At 62.7% G+C, this 9,489-nt stretch carries 12 protein-coding genes; 6 read left to right on the top strand and 6 right to left on the bottom strand.

What is annotated here, in order from left to right:
- From AB4Z11_RS12600 to AB4Z11_RS12590, 3 genes are all read left to right on the top strand, one after another.
- Positions 1-304: MarR family winged helix-turn-helix transcriptional regulator (locus tag AB4Z11_RS12600; RefSeq protein ID WP_442025591.1), on the top strand; the 304-nt coding region annotated here is incomplete at its 5' end.
- A 17-nt stretch (positions 305-321) separates the two neighbouring features.
- Positions 322-603: a hypothetical protein gene (locus AB4Z11_RS12595; protein WP_442025592.1), complete on the top strand. Its 282-nt coding sequence runs from the start codon at positions 322-324 to the stop codon at positions 601-603.
- Positions 604-713: 110 nt separating this feature from the next.
- Entirely contained in the window at positions 714-1,550 is an 837-nt protein-coding gene (locus AB4Z11_RS12590; RefSeq protein ID WP_442025590.1) for an HDOD domain-containing protein, read from the top strand.
- On the opposite strand, the gene AB4Z11_RS12585 is transcribed toward AB4Z11_RS12590, so the two are convergent.
- Entirely contained in the window at positions 1,543-2,877 is a 1,335-nt protein-coding gene (locus AB4Z11_RS12585) for an FAD/NAD(P)-binding protein (RefSeq protein WP_442025589.1), read from the bottom strand. The genes AB4Z11_RS12590 and AB4Z11_RS12585 overlap by 8 nt on opposite strands.
- Before the next feature lie 7 nt (positions 2,878-2,884).
- Here AB4Z11_RS12585 and cysC point away from each other — a divergent pair, with 7 nt between their 5' ends.
- Positions 2,885-3,517 (top strand): adenylyl-sulfate kinase, encoded by a 633-nt coding sequence (cysC, locus tag AB4Z11_RS12580; RefSeq protein ID WP_442025588.1) that lies wholly within the window; start codon positions 2,885-2,887, stop codon positions 3,515-3,517.
- On the opposite strand, the gene AB4Z11_RS12575 is transcribed toward cysC, so the two are convergent.
- The 5 genes from AB4Z11_RS12575 to AB4Z11_RS12555 form a co-directional block, all read right to left on the bottom strand.
- Positions 3,508-4,329, bottom strand: a complete 822-nt coding sequence (locus AB4Z11_RS12575) for an arginase family protein (protein ID WP_442025587.1) — start codon at positions 4,327-4,329, stop codon at positions 3,508-3,510. The two genes, cysC and AB4Z11_RS12575, sit on opposite strands and share 10 nt — an antisense overlap.
- The gene (locus AB4Z11_RS12570) at positions 4,326-5,582 is read right to left on the bottom strand and encodes a hypothetical protein (protein ID WP_442025586.1); all 1,257 of its coding nucleotides are present in this window, start codon (positions 5,580-5,582) and stop codon (positions 4,326-4,328) included. The genes AB4Z11_RS12575 and AB4Z11_RS12570 overlap by 4 nt, the downstream gene beginning before the upstream one ends.
- Complete coding sequence (locus AB4Z11_RS12565) at positions 5,563-6,237, bottom strand: methyltransferase (protein ID WP_442025585.1); 675 nt, start codon at positions 6,235-6,237, stop codon at positions 5,563-5,565. The genes AB4Z11_RS12570 and AB4Z11_RS12565 overlap by 20 nt, the downstream gene beginning before the upstream one ends.
- 184 nt (positions 6,238-6,421) lie before the next feature.
- Entirely contained in the window at positions 6,422-7,039 is a 618-nt protein-coding gene (locus AB4Z11_RS12560; protein ID WP_442025584.1) for a glutathione S-transferase family protein, read from the bottom strand.
- A 63-nt stretch (positions 7,040-7,102) separates the two neighbouring features.
- Complete coding sequence (locus tag AB4Z11_RS12555) at positions 7,103-7,795, bottom strand: helix-turn-helix transcriptional regulator (protein WP_442025583.1); 693 nt, start codon at positions 7,793-7,795, stop codon at positions 7,103-7,105.
- An 82-nt stretch (positions 7,796-7,877) separates the two neighbouring features.
- Here AB4Z11_RS12555 and AB4Z11_RS12550 point away from each other — a divergent pair, with 82 nt between their 5' ends.
- Both AB4Z11_RS12550 and AB4Z11_RS12545 read left to right on the top strand, forming a co-directional pair.
- Positions 7,878-8,906 (top strand): LacI family DNA-binding transcriptional regulator, encoded by a 1,029-nt coding sequence (locus AB4Z11_RS12550; protein WP_442025582.1) that lies wholly within the window; start codon positions 7,878-7,880, stop codon positions 8,904-8,906.
- A 60-nt stretch (positions 8,907-8,966) separates the two neighbouring features.
- Positions 8,967-9,461, top strand: a complete 495-nt coding sequence (locus tag AB4Z11_RS12545; protein ID WP_442025581.1) for a gluconokinase — start codon at positions 8,967-8,969, stop codon at positions 9,459-9,461.
- Positions 9,462-9,489 lie beyond the last annotated feature (28 nt).

Below are 9,489 nucleotides of genomic sequence, written 5' to 3'. Positions count from 1 at the left end.
CACGCCGGGAATGAGCTACAAAGAACTGGGTGACCACACTTTGATCACCAAGGGCACGCTGACCGGCGTGATCGAACGGCTGGAACAGAAGGGCCTGGTCGAGCGCGAGCGCAATGAGGAAGACAAGCGTTCCTTCTTCGTCCGCCTCACGCCGCAAGGCGATCAGCTGTTTCAGGACGTGTTCCCGAAAGTGGTCGCCTGGGGCAGCAATGTGTTCGGCCAGTACAGCGATGCCGATTTCGAAGCGCTTGAACGTACACTGTCCGGCTTGAAGGCGACCATCGCCGCCGGTACTCCAAACTGAAGAAACTGAAAACAATGCTGAAAACCACCCTGCTCGACGGCGTCAAGCCAGCGCATTTCGATAAACAGATCACCGCCAACCTGCTGCTGGAAACCACCACGCCGGATGTGGTGCGCCAGGAAAAGCTCCTGATCGGCGTCCGCAACGAAGACGGCGACATCTACCGTCTCATCGGCGCAACCAAGCACAACAGCTTTACCAATGCCGTAGAAGAACTGGTCGACCTGGAATTGGTCGATGAACTGGAAGACACGGAAGGCACCCGCGAGGGCTGCGACGCGATTTTCAGCGAAGGCTAAAAAAGCAAATTAAGCTTTTCAATCGCGGCAGCGTTGCGCCTGCGGAAAAATTCATCGTTATTTTTGTCTCAAAATAGTTCTTTGGGGCAATTTTTGCATATAATTTTCGCATGGACAGACTGGACGCCTTTAAAGCCATCGCGGAGCAAGCCGGCCGCGGTGAGCTCGCTTTCCCCACCAATGTGAACGCCTCGCTGAAGCTTCAGCAGGCGCTCAACGATCCCAATTGCCATGTCGACCACGCGGCCAAGCTGATTCAGGCTGACCCGCTGATGGCCGCACRCACCGTGGCAATCGCCAATTCCGTTGCGTACAACCGTTCGGGGATGGAAATTTCCTCGGTGCGGTCGGCCGTGCACCGGTTGGGCGTGCGCACGCTGCAGTCACTGGTCGCATCGCTGATCATGCGCCAGCTGGGCAGCAAGATCCGCAATCCCCTTTTGAAAGCCAAGGCGGCGCAGCTATGGGAGCATACGGCCCACGTGGCGGCGCTGGCGCAGGTGATTGCGCGCCGGGTCAGCCATGTCGATCCGGATACCGCGCTGTTTGCCGGCATCGTCCACGAAGTCGGCGGCTTCTATATGCTGGCCCAGGCTGAAACTTATCCGCAGGTGATGGAAGGCGAGCCGGAGGAATGGGTCGAGCACGGCGAGGTCGCCATTGGCCGCGGCGTGCTGCAAAAGCTGATGATTCCTGAGAACGTGATGGAAGCCGTGGAGGCCATGTGGACCGGCATGCGCGCGCTGCCGCCGGAAACGCTGGGCGATACGCTGCTGCTRGCAAACGATCTGGCGCCGGTGCCCTCGCCTCTCCATACGCCGCCTGGGGCGACTACGCCGGTGTCCGCGCACACCATCGATTTCGCGGTCGGCGAAGGCACGCTGACTGCGGTCATGAACGAATCTTCGGACGAGGTCAAGTCGCTGACCGACGTACTGCTCATGTAAGCGCCCGCGCTGCGGCCAGCGCTGCGAATCGCCGCAGCTCGGGCACCGCGGTCGCTTCCCAATATTTTGCTTTCAGCCAGGGGCCGACGTAATCGAGCCGGTCCGCCCACGCTGGCGCCACGCTCCCGTCCTGCTTCAGCGCGCCCGCGCTCACCAAGCCGGCGATCAGCGGATCATCGCAATGCACTGGCGACGCGCAGCTTCCCGTGCAGTTAATCACCCGCGCCACGACCAGTTGCTGGCCATCCGCCGCGCCACGCCGGCGCAAGGTGACACGCACGCGCTCATCGTCCTCCGTGCATTCAAGCACCCGCCCCGCCATCACACGCAGGCGGCCATCCATCAGCGCCCGTTGCAGCGGCTCATATGCGGTGGGCGATATACGGTGGCGGTGATTGTCCCAGTACGCCTGCACGTGGCGCCGAAAGCGCTGCCGTTCGCGCTCAGTCCAGGCCTGCCAGATCGCCGGCGCATGCGGGCGCAGCGCCACCATTGCATCGCGCCAGTCGCATGCCGTGCCAGCCGCGCGCAGGAAGCGGCGCAGTCCGCGCAACTGCTCCCGCACCGTATTCGCATCGCCCCATAAGGCTTGGGGGCCGATGTCCTGCGCCGGCGGTGGCCCGCGCAAGCCGCGATGCGCCTGCGGCAGCAGCCCATGGCGCGACAGCATGGTGATCTGCCGCGCCCCGCGCGCGAGCAGGGTCAGCGCCATGTCCACTGCCGTCAATCCGCTGCCCAGCAACAGCACCGGCTCCGCAGGATGCACCGCCGCCAGCGCCCGTCCATCCCAAGGATCGGCCAGGTAGCGCGCGCCCTCCCGCCGCGGGTGATCGCCATCGTCACCGGCGCCGCCGTGATGCAAGCCGCGCCAGCCGTGTGCGGAACGGAGCGGGTCGCAGGGTGGAAAGTGGCCGGTGGCCAGGATCACGCGATCAGCATGCAGGATGCGCTCGTCGGCCAGCGTGGCGATCATGCCTGCACCATCTCGGCGTAGTGCAATGGCCTGGCCGGACACGCGCGTGAGGCGATCACCTGCCGTTCGCGCCGCCTCGCCGACAAGTGCGGCAAGGTAGTCGCCATAAACGCGCCGCGGCACAAAGTCCGAAGCGCGCGAGCCTGCGAATCGCACGAAGCTGTCCGCATCGTCATCGAAGGCGCTCATCTTGCCCGCCGGGACATTGAGCAAATGCTCAGCGCCGCAGCATGCATAAGCTAAGCCGCCAAGCCGCGCGCGTTCGAGCAGCAGCACGCGCGCGCCGGAGCGCAGCAGCTGTACCGCGCACGCAACGCCGCAAAACCCTGCTCCAACAATCAGTATCGTGCGCATCGCTTAGATGAGTATATTGATCGACATGAACAACAAGCACATCGTCTGGCAGCATGGCGCCGTATCGCGCAGGCAGCGCGAGGAGCTGAATGGCCACCGCGCCGCCGTGGTCTGGTTCACCGGCTTGTCCGGCTCGGGCAAAACCACACTCGCCCTGGCAGTCGAAGAGCAGCTGACGAAAGCCGGCTGCCGTGCCTTCGTTCTTGATGGCGACAACTTGCGCCACGGGCTGTGCGCTGACCTTGGCTTCAGTCCCGAAGCGCGCACCGAGAACGTGCGGCGCGCCGCCGAAACCGCACGCCTGTTTGTGGACGCAGGCATGATCGTGCTGGCCGCCTTCATCTCGCCTTTCGCATCGGACCGCGCTCGCGCGCGTGCCCTGATGCTGCCCGGCGACTTCATTGAAACCTGGTGCCGCTGCTCGGCCGCCGTATGCGAACAGCGCGACGTGAAAGGCCTGTACCGCAAGGCACGCACCGGCGAAATCGCACACTTCACTGGCATCTCATCGCCCTACGAAGAACCCCAGAAACCAGAACTCGTACTCGACACCGACCACCTCGGCGCCGACGCCGCAACGCGCCAGGTGCTGATCGCCTTGCGACAGAAAGGCGTCATCAATGCCCGCCACTACGCCTGAAGCAGCGTATCCAGCAGCTCAAGGCATATGCGCGCCGCATGGTCGCCTTCATCCTTCTCCGCATGCCAGGCTGATACCGACACCGCCACCAGAGGAAAATTGCGCAGCTGGCGGAACAAGGCTGCGATATCCGCAATGCGCGGCCCGGCCTTCACGTGATACTTCAGCGCAGGCATCTCCTGCTCCGCATCCAGCACGTCGGTATCGAAATGCAGGTACAGGCTTTCGTGCGGCGACAGGCGCGGCATGATGTCATTGATGCGGCACACCTCCACCTGCGAATTGCGCAAGGCTTCATCTTCACCGGGATCAAGGTCGCGCGCATCGGACAGCAGCACGTGCTGCTCTGGATAAGCCTGCAAGCCGACCGCATTACGCAATGCATCGATGCCGCCACGTGCTTCGCTACGCCGGTCCGGACGGCCAACCAGCATCGCCAGCGGCATGCCGCCGAGGTACTGGGTCTGCGTGGTGCCCCAGGTATGGAAGTCGCCATGCGCATCAAGCCACAACATGCGCTGCGGCTCCCGGCCCGCCTGCTGCAGTCCCGCCATCACGCCCAGCGTCGACACGCAATCGCCCGATATGCTGACAGGCCGCTCGCCGGCTTGCGCCGCCTCGCGCACCGCCGATGCCAGCCGTGCATAAATCCTGCCCATGTTCCGCATCTGCTCATTGCGGTCGGCAATTGCGGTCGCGGCGCATTCGGCGACATCGATCACATTCCACGGCTGCACATCCAATTCGCGCACGCGCGCCAGGCCCGCACGGTGCTGTCCCATCAGATACGGCACCAGCAGGCGGCGGTTCACTGCCAGCCCTCCGGCTCCATGTGATAGCCGAGGGCCTGCATCATCTCCGCCACATCGGTACGCTGGCCCAGCGCGAGCAGGAGATGGCTGCGCTTGCGCCAGCGGCCGGGCTGCGGCGCTTCAGTGGCCATCGTTACCGGCAACACGGGCGCTTTCGGAAGCGTCGGCAAGCCGAGCCAGTCGAAGATTGCTTCGCTCGTTTCGCCAGGCGCCGCGAGGAAGTCTTCGAAGGCCACGCGCAGCGCTGGTACGCCGCTGTCCAGGATCGCACGATGGCAGGACTGCCACTGATGCAGGCAAACTTCTTCCAGGCTCGCGCCGGACAGGGTGTGCCAATCCGGCGGCAGATCGAATTTCCACCAGCCGCGGCCGAAAGGCTGGCGCTCGGAATAGCCGACAATATCCAGCGTGTGTCCAGCGCGCGCCATATCGTGCGCAAAGAAGCCGTAATGCGACAGCCAGCCATCCATCAGTCCATTCACCGTTTGCGCGTAACCGCGCGTGAGGTGGATGTAGCGAATTTCCGCTTGCGGGAAAAGCTGCTCATACAGGCCGATGCGATAAGCGTCCGATGGTGTTTTGAAGAGCAGCACCTTGTCTTCGGCATCGTCGCTGATGAAGGGACGCCGGAACAGCGAAGGCAGCACGAACGGTGGTTCCTCGATCTTGGCGGGTTCATTGAAGAAGCCCGCAACGCCGGGCCCCAGACGGCCGTCGTAATAATCCAGGCGCCACGGCTCGCGCCAGTACACAGCGGACAGCACGATGCGCTGCAGTTCTCGCTCCGACATCTCGTGCTGATAGCGCATGACGTGCGCCAGCGTTTCATCCAGCACGTGCCGCAGCTGTCCATGCTCGTCACGCTGCGTGAACAGCGCGGGAAACTGCATCAGCAAGCGGCGTTCCCAGCGCGCCTGCAATGCCGGCAGCGGCGGCATGAATTCGCCGGCGACGCTCAGACCATCGAAGATGCAATCGGCCAGCGCATCAGCGTTGACGGGCACATTGAAGGCATCGCTCTCCGCGTTGAAGCCGAAGCCATTGCCGGTCAGCGCGAGATACGGCTCAGCCTCGCCATCAAGCGCCGCAATGCCTTCGTGTGCCGACAGCACGCCTTTCAGCAGGCTGGAACCCGAGCGCGACGAGGTCAGAATCACGCCGACACGTTTGACCTTGTCGCGCCACGGCAAATGCGCCACCGCGCGCATGGCGTTGACCGCGTCCAGCAAGCCCTTATTTGATGAGGAAGGCATAGAACTGTTTGGCCTCGGCTTTTGCAGCCGGCGAGCGCGCCATCATACGAATCGAGAAGCCCGCCTCTTTCGCCAACCGCCGCACTGCATCCGGCGCGCCGAAATTGGAATGGGCGAAGTAGATGCGTCCGCCGGGCTTCAGATGGCGGCGCACCTGCGCGAAGAATTCAGTGTTGGTGCGGAAGTCGGTGTCCCACTGCGAACGCGCCACCACATCGTGCGCGTGCTTATTGCGGAAAGGCAGGTTCGCGGTGATGACGTCAAACTGTTCGTCACCCGCCTTTTCAAACAAGTTGGAACGGCGCACTTCCATCACGCCGTCGAAACCATGATCGTGCGCGTTCCGCTTCGCGCTGCGAATGGCGGCCGGATTGATGTCCAGCGCCAGCACGCGCGAAGCCCCGCGGTAGCAGGCGAAAACGGCAATCACCCCGGAACCCGTGCCCACATCGAGCACACTGTCGCCAGGCTCGATCTTGAAGTTGCGCACCAACGGCTGGCTGTCGTTGAATGGCCAGAAGGTGTTGGGATAAACGTGAAAGTCTTTTCCGAGATAGCGGATAGTGCGGCCTTCGTCAGGAATATCCTTGAAGGCTTGCTGGCGTTTCTGTTGCCAGCGGTCGATGCTGGCTTCGGCAGGTGCTGCGGTCTCCATGATCGATCACTCCTTGCAAAGCGATAGGCGTTTCATGCAGCTTCAGGTGCCGAACATGCTAACAAAAAAAATGCCCGCTCGAAAGCGGGCTAAGTCCAAAACTAGGGATGTCCTGAAAGAGACGAGTCCATATTAAGCCTCGCACGTCCTGCACAATGTGCGGCACTTCACACAAACTCACAAATTACCACGCGACCTGTGTTTGCGCCCATGCCGGCAAGGCTTGCATGCGTGCGAACCATGCGATGAGATGCGGATATTGCGCGAGCGGAAGCTTCGCTTTGTCCATGTACATCAGGGGTGCCGCCAAGGTGTAGTCAGCAAGCGTCACGGAATTTCCGCAAGTCCATTCGCGCTGCGCGAGATGTCCATCAAGCACTTTCGCGAAGTCGTGCAGATCGCTGCTGCCGCGTGCGAGCTCGGCAGGATCAGCGTCCATGCCGGTGACCAATTTCTTCCACACGTTCTCCCACACCAGCACGCCGATGGCCGGCGAGAAGTGCTGGCAGGCCCAGAACATCCAGCGATTGATATCGGCCCGCGCTTTCGGATCGTGCGGATACAGCGCGTTGCCAGGTACCTTATCCGCCAGGTATTGCATGATGGCAGCGGACTCCCACAGCAGCAGGCCGTCGTCCTCCAGCACAGGCACTTTGCAGTTCGGATTTACTTCCAGCAAAAGCCGGCGGTCGTTTTCGCTCATCAGGTCGATCACAGTCTCTTCGAGCTGAATGCCGAGATGCGACACGACCATCAATACACGGCGGGCATTGGAAGAAATCGGGTGGTGGTACAGACGCATGGTGAACTCCATTAAGTGTTGATCGAATGGAGCCATGCTATCGCCCTGCCCTGTCAGTTTCTGTCAGGAGTCTTCGGGAATGCCGTTTTCTTCACGCCAGCGCTTGAGCAGGGCATGGCGCGGCATGGGGTAGCGTTCCGTCAGCGGCTCGGCATGTTCGATGCGGTCGATACGGAAGTGGCGGTTCGCCTGGCGCAGTTCGCACCACGCGGCCAGCAGACGTTTGCCGTCGTAAAAGGCCAGTGCAAACGGCCACACCACGCGCTCGGACGCCGCCCCCTGCAAATCGTTGTAGCGGATGCGCAGCTTGTGCTGGCGCCGGATCGCTTCGCGCGCGGGCTGCACGTGGACCTCGAATGCGGCCTCCTCGTTCACCAGCGGCACCCACAGGCTGGTATCGGCCATATCGTCGCGCAGGTCCTTCGGCGTGGCGGTGGCGATTTTGGCGAGCGCGCTGGACGCCGCCTCGGCCAGTGCAGGGTCGCCCTGCCGCCGCACCCAGCGTGCACCCAGCACCAGGGCTTCCAGCTCGTCGGCGCCGAACATCAGCGGCGGCAGAAAGAAGCCGCTGCGCAGCAGATAGCCCAGCCCCGCCGATCCTTCCACCGGCGCACCCAGCTCGGTCAGGGTCTGCATGTCGCGGTAAATGGTCCGTTCGGACACGCCCAGCCGTTCCGCCAGCGCGGCGGCGGTGACGGGGCGGCGATTGCCGCGCAAGGCGTCCATCAGCTGGAACAGGCGTCCGGTACGGCTCATTTGTCTCCCTTTTGTTGGAGCGGGGAGCTTAACACGGCAATTAGAATTGACAGCCTAGGGGTTTCATGGCGAAATCCCGTTAATGAGCAAAAGTCCTTCCGTTAAAAGCCGCGCCAGCGGCAAAGTCACCCTCACCGATGTCGCCAACCTCGCCGGTGTAGCGCCGATGACGGCATCCCGTGCCATCAATCAGCCCGACCTGGTGTCGTCCATTCTGCGGCAACGCGTGGAAGAGGCGATCCAGCAGCTGGGGTATGTGCCCAACCGCGCGGCGCGCGCGCTGGCGTCCGCCCATTCGAATGTGATCGTGGTGCTGGTGCCCTCGCTGTCCAACGCCGTGTTTACCGACGTTCTGGCCGGTATCCAGGCCGCCCTTGATCCCGCCAACTACCAGCTCCTGATCGGCAATACCCGCTATTCGGATGCGGAAGAGGAAAAGCTGCTGTCGGCGCATATGCAGTCGAATCCGGACGGCATCCTGCTGTCCGGCCTGAATCACAGCGATCGCGTGAACCAGATGCTGGCCACCTCGCGCGTGCCGGTGGTGTCGATGATGGACATCTCGCCCAATCCGGCGGCGATGTCGGTCGGCTTCTCCCAGTTCGACGCCGGCTACACCATGGCGCGCTACCTGATTGAGAAGGGCCACAAGCGCATCGGTTTCATGGGCGCCCAGCTGGACGAACGTACCCTGCGCCGCCGCGATGGCTACCGCAAGGCGATGCAGGAGGCCGGCATGGCCGACCCAAAGCTGGAGGTGATGGTGCCCGATCCTTCCACCATTGCGCTGGGAGCGGAACTGCTGGGCCGCATGCTGTCGCGCATTCCCAACCTGGACGCGATCTTCTGCTGCAACGACGACCTGGCGCACGGCGCGGTCTACCAATGCCAGCGGCGCGGCATTAATGTGCCGGAACAGCTGGCCGTGTGCGGTTTCAACGACTTGCCTGCATCGGCATGGATGAAGCCATCCGTCACCACCATCGCCACGCCGCGCTACCAGATCGGTTTCGAGGCCGCGACCCTGCTGCATGCCGCAATCCGCGGCGAAAAACCGGCGGCCCATAGCATCGATCTCGGATTCACCTTGATGGCGCGCGAAAGCGCCTAAAGCGCTTGCCCTTGACGGGCGCTTTGGTCTAAACTGATAGCGCTATCATTTAAGGAAATCATGAGCAAAAAGCGATGGGTAATGATGGGCGTCAGCGGCTGCGGCAAGAGCTTGGTGGGCAAGCGGCTGGCGGAGAATTTGAGCGTGCCTTTCCTTGAGGGCGACACCTTCCATTCGCCGCAAAACGTCGCGAAGATGCGCTCCGGTGTTCCGCTGAACGATGCAGACCGCGCGGGCTGGCTGGCCAGCCTGGCTGAACAAATCCTCAAGGCAGTTGACCAAGGCGAAGGCCTGGTGCTGTCCTGCTCTTCGCTGAAACGGCGCTATCGCGACCAGCTGCGGGCCGCCGATCCCGCGCTGCGTTTTGCGCACCTGAGCGGCAGCCGCGAAGTGATTGCTCAGCGCATGCTGGCGCGCGTGAACCACTACATGCCGCTGTCGCTGCTGGACAGCCAATGCGCCGCGCTGGAGCCGCTGGACGACGATGAAGCCGGGCTGATCCTCGACATCCGCAAGGAACCAGCCCAGCTGGTGGAGGAGATCCTCCGCGCTTAAGGAATGGTGACGTCGAGCTGGTAGCGCT

Source organism: Pseudoduganella sp. RAF53_2, assembly GCF_052113985.1.
GTDB lineage: Bacteria > Pseudomonadota > Gammaproteobacteria > Burkholderiales > Burkholderiaceae_D > Rugamonas.
The sequence above is the reverse complement of the archived record's forward strand: the minus strand, read 5'-3'. Positions and strand labels throughout refer to the sequence as shown.